We start from the raw sequence: 17,587 nt of genomic DNA, 5'->3' as shown, positions 1-17,587 counted from the left end.
ACACATCATCATTGTGAGGGGTGAGCGATATGGTAATCTGTTAATGCTTACTTCAGAGCAATATTAATAGCTCTTCAATTTTTAAAAAGGATGAGTTTACCCTGAACTTGTCGAAGGGCATCAATCCTTAACACGGAAAAATAATATCCAAATTTTCTTTTTGAAATTCTTTAACATATCTTAGTTGCGAAATAACTAATATAAATTTGGAATCAGAAAACGAAGAAAAAAAAGAGCTATCTACATCATTAGTTGACACTATTTCAAAAACTGAATTAAAAGAAATTGGAGCGGATGTATTAGAAATGGGAATTGATAAAATCTTATCAGATGGAATCTTAAAAGAAATCCCAATTATAAATGTTGCAACAGGATTTTGGAAAGCGGGCATAGCTATCAGAGATTATAGATTTCTTAATTAATTATTGCATTTCTTAAATGAATCTGCAAAATTATCTGCTAAACAAAGAGAGAATTTAATTAAGAATCTTCAAGATGATGAGTATCAAAAAGATGCTGGTGAAAAGTTAATTTCCATAATTGACAACTTAGAAACAAAATCCAAAGCACAATTAGTTGGTAAGGCAATCTATCTATTTGGAAATGATTTAATTTCAAAAGACGAATTTTGGAGAACTACATTTATTATTGAAAAATTGCCAATGAGCGATATCAATGCAATTATATATTGGAGAGAAACTGACTTAAACAAAATTGAGCACATAAGAAAGCAGTTATATTTATCTGTTGGGTTAGGCTGGTTTGGTCTTGATGCTTCGTCTACAGGCTTTGTATGGTCAGAAAGACTTTGTGAAATCATCTCTGACTACCTACTTGTTATTTAAAAAAGCACAACTTAATTACTATAATTTTTCAAACCTAAAAACCCGTCCATTTTGCTCCACATTGAAAAACTTACAATTGGAATAATGCACAAATTGGTACGCTGAGTTGCAATCAAAAGCCCTGTCTTCAACTTTAAAAACGGCGTCGCAGTCGATATGCCCATAAGGTGAAATACGCCTAAAACGATATTCGGTTTTACTTCCCAAATCATGCAGCTCAAACCACGCCCCGGCAGCAATTCCGGAAAGCCATTGCGCTTTTTCATGTAAACCATCAACAGGTTTTGGTATTTGGGTGCCAACTAAATTGACTTTATGGTCTTTCAATTTGTCTAAAAAGCAGCGTACATTTTCGCTTTGTTGCGAGCCTTTAAATTTTGAGATATTACCAGTTTCCGATACCTCAAAAACCTGATTTTCAGTATCAGCTAACAACACATTGCCCACCGTACTTGGTGTAAACCACTTCGAGTTTTTTAGTGTCTTTTTAATTTTAGAATCCGTTATCGAAGCAATCAAGGTATCGGTTACAAAACGTGCGCAATTGCAACCGTTTTTAATAAATGCCGCATATTTAATAAAATGCTTGTTTTGCTTGTTGGTAATATGGATTCGAGCCTTTTGGTAATTTATGGCATTACAAACCGAAGCGATCATTTTACCATCACCATGTGTTAATTTGGGGTGTGTGCCCAAAAACTCCAATATTGCATCTAAATTTACAATGCTATCCTCTTCAATCTCGGCTTTTAATGGAAAATGCAATTCGTTATCGGTATCGTTTCCACGCACGCGTCCGTTGGGTTCGGGCGTAATATAGCGTCCGAAATCGTGGTATTCCAAAACACCCGTTTCTTTGTTAATCAACACCAAAGCGGCATGTCCTGCGCGCAAATAATTCTTTTTACCAACCCCAATAAAGCGTAGATATGGCGAGAACCACTCTTCAGAAATCATAACAACGGTTTCTGGATAAGCGAGGGTTAAAATAATACCGGAATTACTCATTAACGGTTTGTGGGATATGAAATGTTTTTGATGAAACGCTATGGTTTAAAAGATTTACGTAGTGCATTTTTACAGTGTTGTTCAGCTTTTCAATTTGTGTGATGCTGGTAGTTTTTACAAATCCACGATCCATAATAACACCATAATCATCATTATTTTTTCCAGCTGTTGTATGAAAGATTAACAATGATTCTTTATCCAAATCATGCTCCGCCTTAAAACCTTCAAACCACTGTACACGTTCGGTTTTCATAGCTTCGGAATACAACGATGACGACGACCAAATTTGAGGCTCTAAAGGCAATGTTTTAAAATGTTTATCGGTGCCATCCCAAACCAGCTCGTAAAATTTCAAACCCTTACTCCAATCTACAATTATCATGGTAAACGGTTCAATGGCTACAAAATTATATGTATTAATGGTATCATATAAATCGTCGGCAACCATAATGTGGTTAGCAACTACGCCTCTGCTCAACCTGTATGGTGCTTTTCGTTCATGGTAAGTAAATCCGCCATTAAGCACACAAACCACCCTTTTTTTTTCGCTCGCACCAATCCATGTGCCTCCGGATAATTCATCTTTTGGAAACAATAGCTTGGTATTGCTAACAGTGTAAAAATCAGGTTTTAAGGATACTCTATTCGGTGCTTCATCTCGATTTGAAGTGAGCACAAAATTATTTTCACCTTTAGGAATTAAAGTTACTGTACACATAAAAGCTGTAGTCTTAAAACGGTTTGGCAACTTACAAAAAATAAATAAATATTAACTTCAATTTAATACCGATGCTATTTAAAAATGCCTATAAAATTCGTAAATTTGCAGCTCAATTTTTTGACAATCCAATAAAAACACACAATAATGGGAAAAGGATTTTTTAACGTACCAGTTGCTATAAATGAACCAGTTAAAAGCTATGCACCGGGAACGCCCGAGCGCGACGCTGTTTTAAAAGCATACAAAGACATGTTTAACAGTCAAGTTGATGTACCTATGTACATTAACGGAAAAGATGTAACCACGGGCAACACCAGGACCATGTCGCCTCCGCACGACCATAAACACATCGTTGGAACTTATCATTTAGCAGAAAAGAAACACGTTGACGAAGCCATTGTAACCGCGCTTGAAGCCAGAAAAAGCTGGAGCCAAATGCCATGGGAACAACGTGCTGGTATATTTTTAAAAGCAGCCGAATTGATTGCTGGCCCTTACCGTGCCAAAATAAATGCGGCGACCATGATTGGGCAATCTAAAAATATTTATCAAGCGGAAATTGATGCGGCGTGCGAGCTCATTGACTTTTTACGTTTTAACGTGCAATTTATGACCGATATTTACCTCGATCAGCCAGAAAGCACAAGCGATGCTTGGAACCGTATTGAATACCGTCCACTTGAAGGATTTACCTATGCGGTTACGCCTTTTAACTTTACGGCCATTGCTGGAAACTTACCGGCGTGTATGGCGCTAATGGGGAATGTTGTGGTGTGGAAACCAAGTAACAATCAAATATATTCGGCTAAAGTGATTATGGATGTTTTTAAAGAAGCTGGCGTTCCTGCCGGTGTTATCAATGTGGTTTTTGGTAACCCAGGTATGATTACCGATACGGTTATGGCGAGTCCACATTTTTCTGGATTGCACTACACGGGCTCCACCCCTGTTTTTCAAAACTTATGGAAACAAATAGGAAATAACATTGAAAACTATAAAACCTACCCAAGAATAGTGGGCGAAACTGGTGGAAAGGATTTTATTATCGCACATAAATCTGCCGTTGCAAAACAAGTAGCTACGGCTATTTCCAGAGGTGCTTTCGAGTTTCAAGGTCAAAAATGTAGTGCCGCTTCAAGAGCTTATATTCCTTCTAATTTATGGGACGATGTTAAAAAATTCGTGCTTGAAGATGTGAAGTCTTTCAAAATGGGATCGCCAGAAGATATGGGCAACTTTATCACAGCCGTTATTAACGAAGGGTCTTTTGATAAATTAGCCTCTTATATCGACGCTGCCAAAAATGATGCGGATGCCGAAATTATTGCAGGTGGAAACTACGATAAGAGCAAAGGCTACTTTATTGAGCCAACCGTTATTGTTACCACAAACCCCAAGTACGAAACCATGTGTACTGAGTTATTTGGCCCGATTATAACTATTTATGTGTATGATGAAAACAAATATTCTGAAACCTTAAAATTAGTTGACGAAACTAGCGAATACGCTTTAACGGGCGCTGTTCTTTCAACCGACAGATATGCGATTATCGAGGCTACGGAAGCGTTGCAAAACGCCGCCGGAAATTTTTATATTAACGACAAACCAACGGGTGCCGTAGTTGGGCAACAACCGTTTGGTGGGGCACGTGCATCTGGGACAAACGATAAAGCAGGTAGCGCCCAAAACTTATTGCGTTGGGTATCGCCTAGAATGATTAAAGAAACCTTTGTTACGCCTGTGGATTATCGCTATCCGTTTTTGGGTGAGTAACAAATTCCTGCGGACGCAGGAATCTCATAATAGAGAAACCTAAATTATTTAAAAAAAGAGGTTGTCTAAACTTATTAGACAATCTCTTTTTTGTTATATGAGGTTTTGTATTTAGGGTATTTAAATTTGTCAGAAATATTAGCTAAATTCGTTTAGTAACCCATATTATTCACTTGTGTTGTCTCAAAAGCTGTCAGGTTTATTTCATTAATGAAACAGAATTTTATCTTTGCATTGTATGCCTTATAAAACGAAAAAGTGAAATTAAAACGAAGAAGAAAATTAGTAACGTATTTAAATATTTTAGACCAACCGGTTCGATTTAATCCTTTCGTTTTCAGTCGGACTTTTTTATTATGGGCTCTACTTGGATTAGTAGGTGGGATAACAGCAGGCGCTTATTGGGTTGGGCTTGAATTTCTGACTCACCAACTAACCTTTTTTAGTGGTTGGCAAGTAATTCCTGTAATGGCAATTTGTGGTTTTTTAGCAGGCTTAATAATTCACTTTATTGGTGACCCAGGAGAAATAAATTTAATTGTAAACAACATTAGATTTAACAAGGGCAAACTTGACCCCAAAAACAATCCTTCAATGGTACTTTCATCCTTATTGTGTGTTACGTCGGGTGGAAGTCTCGGGCCAGAAGCACCCTTGGTACAAGTAACAGGTTCGATAGGCACCTGGTTAGGTAAATTATTCCGACTTAAAGGTGAAGAGTTAAGGTCTTTAAGTATAGCAGGAATGGCTTCAGGGTTTACTGCATTATTTGGAGCTCCTTTGGGCGGTAGTTTATTTTCTTTAGAAATACTACACCACAAACACGCGGTTGAATACTACAAAGCCATAATTCCTGCATTTGTTGCTAGTTGCTTTAGTTATTTGGTATTCGCTTTGATTATTCATTTGGGTCTTGGCCCAATATGGGATTTATCTGCTTATGAATATTCCGGGATATTCGATTTTGGCTACGCCGTTCTTTTTGCAATAATAGGAGCAACCTTTGGATGGGCTTTTATTTTTTGTGCAAAATTTTTCAAATCTATTTTTGAAATAAATCCAATACCTATTTATATCAAAACACTAATTGGTGGTATTTTGCTTGGTATCATAGCATTTTATATCCCAATAACCCGATACTTCGGACATCACGAAATTAACGACCTGCTTTTAGGAAATTACTCTTTAACTTTGCTGTTTGTAATATTGGTTTTTAAAATAGTGGCTATTTCAATAACCGTGACATCAGGTTGGAGGGGTGGATTTATTATTCCACTTTTTTTTGTTGGAGCAACTTTAGGACTAATAATCCATCAATTATTTCCAACTATTAACCTGACGTTAGCAATTGTTAGTTGTATGGCGGCAATTAATGCTTGCGTTACTCGAACTCCAATGAGTACTACAATTTTACTCGCTACTTTAACAGGATTTGGACATTTCATCCCTATATTATTTGCGAGTTTGACAGGATACTTTTTAGCCCCTAGAATACCTTTTATAAGTTCACAAATGGAAAAAGAACAAGAAAGCACGCCTAACCCAAGAAACTGAGTTAAAAAAAAAGATAATTTTCAATCCGTTTTTTTCCGCGTTAAGGATTGCAGCGGCATCCTTTTTAAAATGTGGAAGGTATTGATTTTGCTTGGGAACTAATATTTAATAGATTGCCACGTCGTTACCTCCTCGCGATGACGGTTTAAAAAGACATAGCCTTTCGAATTCGCTCAAGATAAACTTCAAGCCTGACGCACTTTTGCCATTAAAAGCAAAAGTGGGTAACGCCCAACTTCTTGAAATAATCGTCAAGCCCGATAACACTATCTTTATAAAATGAGATTCCTTTTTTCAAAGGAATTTTAATAAATTTGAAAATGCTGTCCCCTTTTCCAATCTAGCAAACGTCTTAACTATATAAACTTTAAAATATATAATTATGAAAGAATTTATGATGATTTTTATTGGGGCAGATTACACCGAATTGGGGCTTTCGCCAGAAGATTTACAAAGCAGAATGGGCCAATGGTTTGCATGGCACGATAAAATGACGCAGGCTGGAATTGTGAGCCATGGCAACGCATTAACGCCGCAAATACGTCGTGTGGTTGGTAAAAACAGGACGGTTACCGATTTAACTTCGGCCGAGGTTAAGGAGATTGTTGGCGGCTATTACATTGTTAAGGCTAAAGATTTTGATGCGGTTGAAAAAATTGCCGAGGATTATCCGGATTACGATTTGGGCGGCACGGTTGAAATTCGTGAAATTATGGTTTTTGACCAATAATGGAACCCAAACTTATAGACCATCTTTTTCGCCACCACAGCGGAAAGATGGTTTCTGTTTTAACACGAATTTTTGGTATTAAACATCTGGAAATTATTGAAGATGCCGTGCAAGACACCTTTATAAAAGCCAGCATTAGTTGGCGGAACAAACAGCCGGAGTACCCCGAAGCGTGGTTAACCCAAGCGGCCAAAAACAGGGTATTGGATATTTTTAGAAAACTAAAAACGGAGCGCAAACACCTGCCGAACATCAATCTTGGAACAGACGCTATTGCCATAAACGAGCTCTTTTTAGATTCGGAAATTGAAGATGCACAACTGCGCATGATTTTTACGGCTTGCCACCCCAAATTGGATGCGAGAGACCGCATATCGTTCGCCTTAAAAACCGTTTCCGGGTTTAGCATCAAGGAAATTTCATCGGCATTGCTCACCAAAGAAGACACTATTAAAAAACGCTTGTTGCGAGCACGGAAAGCGATTGAGCAATCGCAATTAAAATTTCAAATTCCGCAAGGCAAAGCCTTACCGCAGCGTTTAGAAAGTGTTATGGAAGTATTGTATCTTATATTTAACGAAGGGTTTCACTCCAATAATCGCAACATACTTATCCGCAAAGAATTGTGTGGTGAAGCCATGCGTTTAACCCAAATGCTTTTAAAAAATGAATTGACCCGAACGCCTGAGGTTTATGCTTTGTGTGCGTTGATGTGTTTTCATTCGGCACGTTTGGAAACCAAAACCAATGCCGGAAACGAACTTTTGGATTTAAAAAACCAGGACAGAGCAGAATGGTATATTCCACTTATAAAAATGGGCAATTCCATGATGAATAAAGCGGTGGTTGATCAAACGGGGTTTTCGTGTTACCATTACGAAGCCGCCATTGCTGCCGAACATTTGCGCGCCAAAACCTTTGAGACTACCGATTGGGGAAAAATCCACTATTGGTATCAATGCCTAAATGCTTTACAACCTATGCCAATTCATGTGCTAAACATGGCTGTGGTGTGCATACAAAATCAAGATTTAGAAATTGCAAAAGCCTATTTAGACGATATTAAACCTGAAGATTTTGAACAACGCGCTTATCTGTTTTATGGTGCTAAAGCAGAATATTTTTTGGCCGTTAATAAATGTAACGATGCCATTAAGTATCTTGATTTGGCTTTAAATACGGTAAATAACCAGTTGGAAAAGGACTATTTACAGAAAAAGAAATTAAAACTACTCAACCATAAATAAAACGCTATTCAATAATAATTTTTTTATTGATTGTTCCTTTATCAGTGTTTAACTGCACAATATAAGCACCGGTATTTACATGAACTTGTTTTGATGTTTTATTGGATGTATAATCTATAAACTTTATTTCTTGACCAATAATATTAAATAACGTAATGCTTAAAATCTCGCTATCATTCAATCCTCTTACTTTTAATTCCGATATTGATTTATCAAAGTAAACAGACACATTATCGGCTACTTCAACATCTTCAGTTGTTAAGGATTGCGACTGAAACACTAATGAAAACCTATCATGGTAAGTTCCGGCGTCTAAAAACATTTCAAACGGTTTGTTGTTTATTAATACCGTTTCATTGGTTACATTGTCTTTTATATATAGTGTTTTGGCTGTCTCTAAATTTTCAACAGCTTCCAATTTAATCTTTACTATTCCAGAATTTTTAACGATTAACCCCAGTGGAAATTCATTGGTATCATCAAAATTACCGACCCCTTGAATCACAAATTTGTGCTGTGCAATATTCCAAAACATATCCTCTTCATTGACATCAATCATAAAAGCATCGTATCCTAAATCAAAACCTTTTGACGCATTTGTATTTCTCCCTAACAATAATTGCCTATGATAGCCTTTTGGGGAACTATACATTAATCTAATTGAAGACGATTTTGTAAGATTACTTGTTTTATTTTGTGGGTCGCCTGTCGTTTTATTTTTATTAGAATCTCGAAAAAAGATAGATGAGGCTGCCTGTTCGGTAGCAAAAACGCGCTGGCTGTTTTTAAATACAATATCGCCGCCATCTACTACTGAAATTACGGCGCCATTATCGTCTGTAAAACCATCTATGGCTGTCGATACAAAAAACCCTTGATTTACCGGGATGTATTGCCCTGGTATTTTTGAACCCGAAGACATATCATTATTAATTCTAACATCATTGGAAATTGCCGCGGCTCCTCCTGTTAAATTATAGGTTGCATAACCACCAACGTAGCCTTTTAAGACGTGGGTGTTTTGTTCACCAAAATGATCCCAAAAATATAAGGCGCCATTAAATATGGTTCCGCTTGCATTGTTTCCGCCATTAGCAATGCTCATGTTGTCTAAAATAAACTCTGTGGCATCAATGGCCGACGGATATGGGTTACCTATCAATCGGTCTACATCACCAGAACTTTTATCAAGAGGCAATGTAATATCGCCATTATTTGGCAATCCTGTAAACACATAGTTTTGCTGATCTGTAATCGCAACAGCCCCTAAAGTACCTTTCATGGTAAAGCCTTCTCCGGCTTGTAGACTTGTGTTTTGATCTATGCTTTCCCAAGAAAAATAATCATCTTCTGGACCATAGAACTTATACAACCAATACGAGCTTATTTCCTTTGCTGAACCCGGTGGCGGCGGTGGGCCACTTCCGGTATTTTGGTTCGTGATAAAATCTATGCCTAGGTAAAGATCTGTGTCTGTTCCGTCATTTAAAACACCATCTATAGTATGGTTATTGTTCAGATAAGAAACCCCTGTGCCTCTCGTGATTGTACTACCTGTTATTGGGCCTACCGAAGATGACCAATAATTATAATTAAATCCATTGGCGGTACCTTGTTGGTCGCGTTCTATAAAACCTCCACTATCGGCATCTAATACACTGCCTTCTGTTTGAATGAATTGCGATTCGCCAACCAAATCGATTATCCCGTCTATTTCCAAATAATTGGTTACGGTTAACGCTTGGCCAGAATTAGTTTCATCCTGAGGGTCTACGGGGTCTGCTATGGTAAGTTTTCCTGCGGTTTGCTTTAATCCCAACAGGGCAATATCTCTATCTCCGGAAGTAATGTCGTGTCCTATTTCTACAATATTCCAATTAACCATTGTAACCCCATCTAAACTTAAAGAATTTGGCAAAACTTGATCAGCATTATTTCTCCAAGTTGCAGGCATATCCCAAGCACCATTTGCTACAGAAACATAAGGCACTGGTATTGTTTGTGCATCAACCAACTCCTTATCTTTATCTAAATATTTTAGTCGCAAAAAATACCTTACATCTGCTCTACCTTCAACTGTCGAGCCATAAAATGAATTAAAATCGTAATACGTCCTTAAGTCACCCCAAGGAATAGTCGTAACCTCATTGCTTGATGAGGCTTGAGGTAATACTTCTCCGTTAACATAATCTGTACCGCTAATATCAAATCGTTCAACTTCTTGATTCATAAGGTAACGCACTTGGTCTTGTGTAAGCCCTTGATCCCATATATACACTTCGTCAATCTCGCCTAAAAACGGATTGATAATATTGTTTTTATCTATATATACAGCACCTACGGAAAATCTATTAAAGTTAGGTGTTGGTGGTTCAACGTCCTGTTCCGATTTATCTAAAACACCATCGACATATAAAAAGATAGAACCACTTTTATACACAAAGGTTACTTGATGCCATTTTCCATCATTTAAAACCATTGTGGATGTAAACCTTGGTGTTACATCATCATCAAGCATCACTTCAATTTGATCAGAAGGGTTTAACCTTAATTGCAATTTGCTTCCTTTAGCCATAATTGTTCTGGTGTTGGCACTAGAAGCACTTTTAACCCATGCCGAAATTGTAAAGGCATCAATATTTAAATTAATTGCATATTCTCCTATCAAATAGCCATCTGCATCAATACTTACCGAGTGATTTCCAGAAAATTTAGACACTTTTGCGAACGTAAAATATTTTGTTCCATCAAAATCGTACCATGTTTGTAAATTCCCAGCACCATCGGACACTAAAGGAACAACATCAATAATATCTCCATTTGCAAAATTATCATTATCAGCTACAACAAGTGCATATTCTTCATCGGCTCCAAGAGTAAAACTACTAAATACCGCAGAAGGTATAGAAACAAACACGTTTTCTACATCGCCACCTGCATCTTCAATGGATTCAACAATTTTCCATTGTCTTAAAATTCTTGTCAAAGAGGTTGTTATTCCAGTGGCAACAGTTACTGTATTCGAGCCACTAGCTGTATACGCTGCATCATTACTACCCCAAACCAAGAAATCGCCATCTTTTTTAAATTCATTTGTATTAGCACTATTCGTAGCGAAAATTCCGTTTAAACCAATAGTTACTTCATTTGCTATATTTAATGTTTTTGATTGCTTTTGGTTTAAATCCGATATAGAATCTCTACCAATTCCAGCCACATGGTAATTATAGCCGGTGTTTGCAGAAATATCCCAAATGGAAGTATTAAATGAATTGATATAGTCTTTTTCAACCTGAGTTGAAGTTCCCAAAGTAATGCCGTATTTGATGGCTAAATAAGATTCTATTTTTTGTCTATCAGCATCCGCTACGCGCTCAGCAAATGTAAAAATCTCAGCCACACGACCATTTAAACTACCAACGACATCAAAATTTCTACCAATCCAATACTCTGTACCTAAAACAGTTGGCGGCCCCGGGTCTCCAACATTTGCATATGGAATATCATCAACAGATGTTGCTGTTAATACAGATGAATTATATAAAATTTCTTGCCCACCCAGTACTATATCGGAATCATTTCTTACATTAATAATTCCAGCATTAGAGTAAGATGTACCACTTTCTGCAACACCATTATAGCTTCCTCCTCCAGGTATATTTTGGTTATATGATAAGGTTTCATTAGGAAATGCAGATGAATAATCGCCAAATCCTACACCAGTTATATCTCCTGCATTACCTGAAGACACCCCAGAAAAAATAGTGTTTCTAGGAGACGCACTTGTCATAGTAGCATCAGGAATCATAACAATAAACATATCCTGACTATAAAAGCCATTTGTAGCATTATACATGTATTGCTCTATACCTGCACCATCATTTTCAAATTTAATCACCGGATTAAAATTGATATTCTCTGCTGCGGTATCCATATATGTTGGCTCTTTTCCTGGGTCTGTTGTGGCATCTTTCCCATTTGTTCCTAAATCTATCCAATCCGTTATATTAGATCCCGATTTAACTATCCCTCTAGTTGATTTTAACCAAAGTCGAAAATCCGCTGTAATACCTCCAGGTCCAGGAATATTAAAATTGAACATTTCGGCGCTAACATTAAATGTATAAGTAGTGTTATCAGTGTTTGAAATACTTATAGTTGAGGTAAGTGTTCCAGAACCCCCAACTGGTCCAATAAATGAAACCCTAAAAATGGCATAGTCTCCAGGATCAATGCTAGCTGTATATGGCAAAGGTGTTAGAGTTGGAGAGAACAGAAACCCATCTAATACAAAATCCGATAATGAAGATGTTATAGAAGAAATTTCAAGTGGACAACTTCCCGTATTAGTAATGAAAAAATTTCTAATCACAACAGCACCTTCTTCTACCACTCCAAAATACGTTCCATTTACATCCGATGTTGTAGTATCTCCGTGCATTACATCGGCAGGAGGGCTACCCCCAACTATAGACATAATAGGTGAGGAATTTACTTCTAAAAAAAAACTAAAATCTGGTTGATTTCTAATTTCTATAACAACCTCCGTAATCGCAGTTGTACAAGTTGGGCTTAGGTTTTCAACCTCAAAATAAAGATCGTGATCCCCTCTACAGCCGGCTGGTTTTATCCTATCCCTTGGATTATTTGGCGATATATCAAAATCGGTAGTATTGGTAATATCTATATCCTGAATTCTCAAATTACCACAATTGCCAGTTTCAATATTTGTAATTCTGAAATCCAAACTATTACCAGCATTAATCGTTATAGTAGAACCTTGGGTAACCACAGCTCCTCCTACGATTTCAACTTGAATTATCTGGGCGTTACCAACAAAATTTATTAGTAAAAACAAAATTAAATATAGGGCAGGTTTAATGCCAAATGAAGGTAGGTTTCTTTTCATATTTTTGGGGCTATAGTTTTATAAACTAAACATACAAAGCTAGTTATAATTCGTATGAAATGCAAAAAAACTTCGACAAAATACATTTTATTCGATTTTTTTCTTCTAAAAGAAAAACCTATTTATACACAAAATATTACTAACTTTATTGATTGTAATGAACTGTAATTTCACATTTTTCAACTGTTTTATAAAATGAAAAAAATCGCCATACTACTACTAGCAATCTTCCCCCTATTAAGCTCTGGACAAGCAAAAAAGCTATATAGACAAGCCTATAGAGCAACAGACGACAAACAGAAAATAGAGTTGCTTACCCAAGTAATTGCCTTAGAACCAAAGCATTTTGACGCCTATTTTTATAGAGGTATCGCCAAAAATAATTTGGGTGACTATTATGGCGCCATATTGGACTACACGAAAATAATTATTTATAAACCAGATGCCGATTCTTATTACAACAGAGGCAATTCAAAATACAATTTACAGGATTATTTAGGCGCAAAAAACGATTACGAAAATGCATTAAAACTCGATCCGCAATTTATTGATGCACAATACAATTTGGCAAATACCAAATACTACTTAGAAGATTATATTGGCGCTATTACAGATTTAAGTGAAATTATTGAAGTTGCACCTACGGAATATAAATTTTATACCCAACGCGCCAATGCGCTTTTAATGCTTGAAAAACACAAACTCGCCCTAAAGGATTTTTCGTTAGCTGTTTTAATCGCCCCAAACACAGAGACCTATTACAACCGAGGTGTAGCACATTTAAACATAAATTACTACAAACAAGCAAAAATAGATTTTGATAAATCCTTAGATTTTGACAAGAACAATGCGTCGTCTTATTTTTTTAGAGGGGCATCGCATTTACTTTTGGGAGAATATATTGAAGCGATTTCCGATTTTAAAACTACCCTAAAATACAACCCTTCTGATTACGAGGCTCTTTTGGGATTGGCTTTAACCTATTACAAAGTAAACGACTTAAAAAACGCGAAATTAAACCTTAAAAAGGCTGAAAACCTTTTGTATGTGGACACAGACAAACCCCTTACATTTGAATCCTTTGCCAATACATATTGGTATAAAAATCAGTTTTATTTCTTTAAGCAAAATTTTAACGAACTTAATGAAATTTGATATTAGCCTCTAAACTTCAAAGGCAAATGCACCAGTTTTTTAGTTTCGAAAAAATCCTCGGTATAATAATCACTTAAATTATAAACGGTTGCCGTTTTGTAGGTTTTAAGTTCTTCGGTTAAATCGCCTCCTTTTAAATATAAAATGCCATTTTTTAAATCGTTATTCTGCTGCTTTGCAATCTTGCCTTTTACCCAATGCACAAAGGTTGGCATTGCAGCAACGGCACGACTTATTATAAAATCGTAAGTATCGTTAATCGCTTCAACCCTGGAGTGCGTTGTTTTTACATTGGTTAATTCCAATCCTGCAACAACCTCATCGACTACTTTTAACTTTTTGGCGATGCTATCCACCAAATGAAAAGAGCATTCCGGAAATAAAATTGCCAACGGAATTCCAGGGAAACCACCACCTGTGCCCACATCTAAAAGCTTAGAGCCATCTTTAAACTGTATCAATTTAGCAATGGCCAAAGCGTGCAGTACATGGCGCAAATAAAGCTCATCGATATCTTTTCGAGATACCACATTAATCTTTAAATTCCAGTCTTTATAAAGCGATTCTAACCTTGAAAACTTTTCAATTTGGTCGTCGCTAAGGTTTGGGAAATATTTTAAAATCAGATCCATTTATGTTAAATTTTCAACAAAAATATACTTTTTATGTGCATATTTTTATAAAAAAACGTTATTACTTAAGTTGGTTTATACCTATCTTTGCCGCAGGTATGATCGAGAATTTTTATTATTAATCATATTAAAATTAATAGCATGACAAAACAAACCCTTTCTTTTTCAAGAAAAGACTCAACGAAATTTTTTAAAACGCTAAACAAACGTGTTAACGATTATTTTAAGGAGAACAACATAAAACGCACAGGAAACTGGAAATTATATTTAAAAGCAATTGTAATGTTTGCTTTATTGATTGTTCCCGTAGTTTTAATATTAACCATAGATTTACCTGGTTGGGTACAGATTATTTTAATGATGATAGTTGGCGTTGGTATGGCTGGTGTTGGCATGAACGTTATGCACGATGCCAATCACGGTTCTTTTTCTAGCAAAAAATGGGTTAACAAATTAATGGGAAGCAGTATTTATATTTTAGCCGGAAACGACTACAATTGGAAAGTACAGCACAACGTACTGCACCATACATATACCAATATACAAGGGCACGATGAAGATATTGATGCCGGACGAATCATCCGTTTTTCAAAACATGCGAAATGGTTTAGAATTCATAAATATCAAAAATATTACGCTTTCTTCTTATATGGATTGCTAACGGTAAATTGGGCCATTACTACCGATTTTATTCAAACTTATCAATATTTAAAAAGAAAATTGGCTTACGGTAAAATGCCACATCCGGCAACCCAATGGACAAAGCTCATTATTGGTAAAATAATTTATTACGCAATTTGGATCGTTTTACCCATATCGTTAGGCTTTGCATGGTGGCAAGTTTTAATTGGCTTTTTGGTTATGCATTACACGGCCGGAGTTATTTTAAGTGTTATTTTTCAATTGGCACACGTTATGCCCAATACAGAAATGCCTTTACCGGACGACGATGGCAACATGAAAAACACTTGGGCCATTCACCAACTATTTACAACATCTAATTTCTCACCTAAAAGTTGGTTGGTTGGATTTTATACCGGTGGATTAAACAGACAAGTCGAGCATCATTTATTTGCCAACATAAGTCATATTCACTACGGAAAAATAGCCAAAATTGTTAAAGAAACTGCTAAGGAATTTAGCTTACCGTACAACGAATACAATACGTTTTGGAAAGCCATAGCCGAACATTACAACCAATTAAAAGTACTGGGACAAAAACCCAATTTAGCCTAAATTTATACTTAACAATTATATGCAATTATTATCCGACAGAATTTTAAACATGGCTACGTCTGCAACCTTGGAAATGGCTGCAAAAGCAAGGGAATTAAGAGGTGAAGGAAAAGATATTATTGGCTTAAGCCTTGGTGAACCTGATTTTAACACACCCGATTATATTAAAGAGGCCGCCATACAAGCCATAAACGATAATTACAATTCGTATACCCCGGTTGACGGTTACGTTGAGCTTAAAGAGGCCATCATCACTAAATTTAAACGCGACAACAACCTTACGTATACCCTACCGCAAATTGTAGTATCTACAGGTGCAAAACAATGTTTGGCAAATGTAGCGGCGGTTATGCTAAATGCTGGCGACGAAGTTATTTTACCATGCCCGTATTGGGTAAGTTATGCTGATATTGTTAAGTTAAATGATGGTATTCCGGTGGAAGTTAAAACCACTATCAATACCGATTTTAAAATGACACCGGCACAACTTGAAGCGGCTATTACCCCAAAAACAAAAATGATTTGGTTTAGTTCGCCTTGTAACCCAAGCGGCTCTATTTACAGTAAAGACGAATTAAGGGCTTTAGCCGATGTGTTGGTTAAACACCCAAATATTTATGTGGTTTCAGATGAAATTTACGAACATATAAACTATGTTGGTGGCCATGCGAGTATGGCGCAGTTTGAAGATATGTACGACCGTACGATTACCGTAAACGGTGTTTCAAAAGCATTTGCGATGACGGGCTGGCGTATAGGTTATATTGGTGCGCCTCAAAAAATTGCGCGTGCCTGCAACAAAATGCAAGGGCAAATTACAAGCGGTACCAACTGTATTGCACAACGTGCCGTAATTACGGCTTTAAACGAACCGCCTTCGCGTGTGCAATTTATGATTGACGAGTTTAAAGTGCGTCGCGATTTAATATTAAATTTAATAAATGATATTGAAGGCTTTAAAACCAATACACCAGAAGGCGCATTTTATGTATTCCCAAATGTATCGTATTACTTCGGAAAAACACTTCGAGGCAAAACCATAAACAACGCTACCGATTTTTCATTGTATTTATTGGAAGAAGCACTTGTGGCAACCGTAACCGGTGAAGCATTTGGAAATCCTGATTGTATCCGTATTTCGTATGCAGCGTCGCAAGAGCAAATTATTGAGGCTATAAAACGTATTAAGGAAGTGGTTAGTTAAAACCTTTGCTTTAAGATAATTCAAAAAAAAGTCACTATAATTTAGTGACTTTTTTAGTTTATTAAATAATAAATAAAGGACAGGAATACCAGCATGAATATTGCAAATATGATTAACTGCTTTATTCTGGCTTGCTTATTTTTATTTCTAATTTTTTTCTCAATTTCTAGTAATTGTTGCGGAGTTGCTTCTGGAAACTCAGCCATTTCCAAATTACCATAGCTTCCCGCTAAAGAACCTTTCCTTTTCTTTTTTAAAAGATTTCTGTTATTCTTTAAAGAATTATTAGCTGCTGCCATAGACCCTTCTCCACCCATGATTTCTAAAATTTAAAAGTGAAACAATAATTAAAGACTGGTAAATATATTGCCACCGAACAAACCAATCGTATTAAATTATTTAACAACTAATGTACCGCAAAATTAAACCTTGGCATATTTAAAAGCGTCACAACTATTTTGAATGTTTTAAAAACAAAAAAGATTCACCTTAATCCAATTTCTCTTTTCTTTTATATTCATAAACCGATAGAAGACCGGCTATTATAAAAAGAATTGTGGCTTTAATATAGTC

The 17,587-nt window shown here is 36.3% G+C and carries 14 protein-coding genes; 9 read left to right on the top strand and 5 right to left on the bottom strand.

Annotated features, from left to right (window positions below):
* Positions 1–206: 206 nt before the first annotated feature.
* The gene (locus tag RNZ47_RS09915) at positions 207–422 is read left to right on the top strand and encodes a hypothetical protein (protein ID WP_311939472.1); all 216 of its coding nucleotides are present in this window, start codon (positions 207–209) and stop codon (positions 420–422) included.
* A gap of 3 nt (positions 423–425) precedes the next feature.
* Positions 426–845 (top strand): hypothetical protein, encoded by a 420-nt coding sequence (locus RNZ47_RS09910; protein ID WP_311939469.1) that lies wholly within the window; start codon positions 426–428, stop codon positions 843–845.
* Positions 846–863: 18 nt separating this feature from the next.
* Here the strand turns inward: RNZ47_RS09910 and RNZ47_RS09905 are convergent, their stop codons facing one another.
* Both RNZ47_RS09905 and RNZ47_RS09900 read right to left on the bottom strand, forming a co-directional pair.
* A complete protein-coding gene (locus RNZ47_RS09905; RefSeq protein ID WP_311939467.1) occupies positions 864–1,853 on the bottom strand; it encodes a DUF6695 family protein in 990 nt (329 codons plus the stop codon).
* Positions 1,846–2,571, bottom strand: coding sequence for an NRDE family protein (locus tag RNZ47_RS09900; protein WP_311939465.1), 726 nt, complete (start codon positions 2,569–2,571; stop codon positions 1,846–1,848). Before RNZ47_RS09900 ends, RNZ47_RS09905 begins: the two co-directional genes overlap by 8 nt.
* A 147-nt stretch (positions 2,572–2,718) precedes the next feature.
* On the opposite strand from RNZ47_RS09900, the gene pruA reads away from it, so the two are divergent.
* The 4 genes from pruA (at position 2,719) to RNZ47_RS09880 (ending at position 7,878) form a co-directional block, all read left to right on the top strand.
* Positions 2,719–4,347 (top strand): L-glutamate gamma-semialdehyde dehydrogenase, encoded by a 1,629-nt coding sequence (gene pruA, locus RNZ47_RS09895; protein ID WP_311939462.1) that lies wholly within the window; start codon positions 2,719–2,721, stop codon positions 4,345–4,347.
* A 258-nt stretch (positions 4,348–4,605) separates the two neighbouring features.
* The gene (locus RNZ47_RS09890) at positions 4,606–5,901 is read left to right on the top strand and encodes a chloride channel protein (protein WP_311939459.1); all 1,296 of its coding nucleotides are present in this window, start codon (positions 4,606–4,608) and stop codon (positions 5,899–5,901) included.
* A gap of 382 nt (positions 5,902–6,283) precedes the next feature.
* Positions 6,284–6,631, top strand: a complete 348-nt coding sequence (locus RNZ47_RS09885) for a YciI family protein (protein WP_311939457.1) — start codon at positions 6,284–6,286, stop codon at positions 6,629–6,631.
* Positions 6,631–7,878 (top strand): RNA polymerase sigma factor, encoded by a 1,248-nt coding sequence (locus RNZ47_RS09880; protein WP_311939454.1) that lies wholly within the window; start codon positions 6,631–6,633, stop codon positions 7,876–7,878. The genes RNZ47_RS09885 and RNZ47_RS09880 overlap by 1 nt, the downstream gene beginning before the upstream one ends.
* 4 nt (positions 7,879–7,882) lie before the next feature.
* On the opposite strand, the gene RNZ47_RS09875 is transcribed toward RNZ47_RS09880, so the two are convergent.
* Positions 7,883–12,787, bottom strand: a complete 4,905-nt coding sequence (locus RNZ47_RS09875) for a DUF8202 domain-containing protein (protein WP_311939451.1) — start codon at positions 12,785–12,787, stop codon at positions 7,883–7,885.
* 195 nt (positions 12,788–12,982) lie between these two features.
* Here RNZ47_RS09875 and RNZ47_RS09870 point away from each other — a divergent pair, with 195 nt between their 5' ends.
* A complete protein-coding gene (locus RNZ47_RS09870) occupies positions 12,983–13,942 on the top strand; it encodes a tetratricopeptide repeat protein (RefSeq protein WP_311939447.1) in 960 nt (319 codons plus the stop codon).
* 2 nt (positions 13,943–13,944) lie between these two features.
* Here RNZ47_RS09870 and rsmG read toward each other — a convergent pair whose 3' ends face one another.
* The gene (gene rsmG, locus RNZ47_RS09865) at positions 13,945–14,574 is read right to left on the bottom strand and encodes a 16S rRNA (guanine(527)-N(7))-methyltransferase RsmG (protein ID WP_311939444.1); all 630 of its coding nucleotides are present in this window, start codon (positions 14,572–14,574) and stop codon (positions 13,945–13,947) included.
* 141 nt (positions 14,575–14,715) lie between these two features.
* Here rsmG and RNZ47_RS09860 point away from each other — a divergent pair, with 141 nt between their 5' ends.
* Both RNZ47_RS09860 and RNZ47_RS09855 read left to right on the top strand, forming a co-directional pair.
* Complete coding sequence (locus RNZ47_RS09860; protein WP_311939442.1) at positions 14,716–15,810, top strand: fatty acid desaturase family protein; 1,095 nt, start codon at positions 14,716–14,718, stop codon at positions 15,808–15,810.
* Positions 15,811–15,829: 19 nt separating this feature from the next.
* Positions 15,830–17,014 (top strand): pyridoxal phosphate-dependent aminotransferase, encoded by a 1,185-nt coding sequence (locus RNZ47_RS09855; RefSeq protein WP_311939439.1) that lies wholly within the window; start codon positions 15,830–15,832, stop codon positions 17,012–17,014.
* Between the two features lie 53 nt (positions 17,015–17,067).
* Here RNZ47_RS09855 and RNZ47_RS09850 read toward each other — a convergent pair whose 3' ends face one another.
* Positions 17,068–17,331, bottom strand: coding sequence for a hypothetical protein (locus RNZ47_RS09850; protein WP_311939436.1), 264 nt, complete (start codon positions 17,329–17,331; stop codon positions 17,068–17,070).
* Positions 17,332–17,587: the final 256 nt, after the last annotated feature.

This window comes from Hwangdonia seohaensis (assembly GCF_031932625.1).
In the GTDB taxonomy this organism is placed as follows: Bacteria; Bacteroidota; Bacteroidia; order Flavobacteriales; family Flavobacteriaceae; genus Hwangdonia; species Hwangdonia seohaensis.
The sequence above is the reverse complement of the archived record's forward strand: the minus strand, read 5'-3'. Positions and strand labels throughout refer to the sequence as shown.

What these genes read in the sequence shown, in the direction of transcription:
- RNZ47_RS09905 (WP_311939467.1), bottom strand. Translation starts at nt 1,853, where the DNA reads ATGAGTAATTCCGGTATTATTTTAACCCTCGCTTATCCAGAAACCGTT.
- RNZ47_RS09900 (WP_311939465.1), bottom strand. Translation starts at nt 2,571, where the DNA reads ATGTGTACAGTAACTTTAATTCCTAAAGGTGAAAATAATTTTGTGCTC.
- pruA (WP_311939462.1), top strand. Translation starts at nt 2,719, where the DNA reads ATGGGAAAAGGATTTTTTAACGTACCAGTTGCTATAAATGAACCAGTT.
- RNZ47_RS09885 (WP_311939457.1), top strand. Translation starts at nt 6,284, where the DNA reads ATGAAAGAATTTATGATGATTTTTATTGGGGCAGATTACACCGAATTG.
- RNZ47_RS09880 (WP_311939454.1), top strand. Translation starts at nt 6,631, where the DNA reads ATGGAACCCAAACTTATAGACCATCTTTTTCGCCACCACAGCGGAAAG.
- RNZ47_RS09875 (WP_311939451.1), bottom strand. Translation starts at nt 12,787, where the DNA reads ATGAAAAGAAACCTACCTTCATTTGGCATTAAACCTGCCCTATATTTA.
- RNZ47_RS09870 (WP_311939447.1), top strand. Translation starts at nt 12,983, where the DNA reads ATGAAAAAAATCGCCATACTACTACTAGCAATCTTCCCCCTATTAAGC.
- rsmG (WP_311939444.1), bottom strand. Translation starts at nt 14,574, where the DNA reads ATGGATCTGATTTTAAAATATTTCCCAAACCTTAGCGACGACCAAATT.
- RNZ47_RS09860 (WP_311939442.1), top strand. Translation starts at nt 14,716, where the DNA reads ATGACAAAACAAACCCTTTCTTTTTCAAGAAAAGACTCAACGAAATTT.
- RNZ47_RS09855 (WP_311939439.1), top strand. Translation starts at nt 15,830, where the DNA reads ATGCAATTATTATCCGACAGAATTTTAAACATGGCTACGTCTGCAACC.
- RNZ47_RS09850 (WP_311939436.1), bottom strand. Translation starts at nt 17,331, where the DNA reads ATGGGTGGAGAAGGGTCTATGGCAGCAGCTAATAATTCTTTAAAGAAT.